This is a genomic window from Bradyrhizobium sp. P2_E8, assembly GCF_056403875.1.
In genome coordinates, this window is the sequence record NZ_JBFUES010001845.1 from 1 (window position 1) to 631 (window position 631).

The following is a 631-nucleotide window of genomic DNA, read 5'->3' on the forward strand; positions in this document are numbered from 1 at the left end:
GAACGACACCGAGATGATGGTCGCGATGATGACGAGTGCGAGGATGCCGAGACCGGCGAGCACGGTGGCGTTGGTCATCGAGCGCATGCGCTCGATCCAGGCGCGGTGATCGTCGACGCTGGCGCTTGGCGCCACTTGCGTCACGCGGGCGCGCAAGGCGGTCAGATCGAGCGCCGTGCCGGGCTGCACGCGCGCGATGATCATGCGCGGCACCGGCAGATCGTCCATCGACAGTCCGGTGCCGAGCCAGGGCTCGAGCAGCTTGCCGCTCTCGTCCTTGGTGAACGGCTTGACCTCGACGATGCCGGCTTGGGCGCGCATCGCCTCGGTCACCGCGGCGGTGTCGCGCTCGAGGTCGCGCCCGGACTGCGGGCGAATCTGGATGGTGATCTCGCTTGCGACATCCGACTGCCATTCGGCGGCGGAGGCGCTGACCAGCAGCACCGTGCCGGTGGTCATCGAAGCGAGGAAGGTCATGATGGCGACGACGGCAACCAGCGCGCGGCCGTGGATCGAGGCGCGCGGCACGATCGGCGACATGTTGCGCGCCTTGGCCGGAAGCTGCGGACGCTCCTGTCCGAGATCGACCAGTACGCCGCGCTCGTCGGTCCTACTCATAGACGTGCAGCCG

1 protein-coding gene is annotated in these 631 nt (G+C 68.5%); it reads right to left on the reverse strand.

Annotation, left to right across the window (positions count from 1 at the left end; genetic code table 11):
* Positions 1 to 618: cell division protein FtsX (locus AC1D00_RS44255; protein ID WP_477015092.1), on the reverse strand; the 618-nt coding region annotated here is incomplete at its 3' end.
* Positions 619 to 631 lie beyond the last annotated feature (13 nt).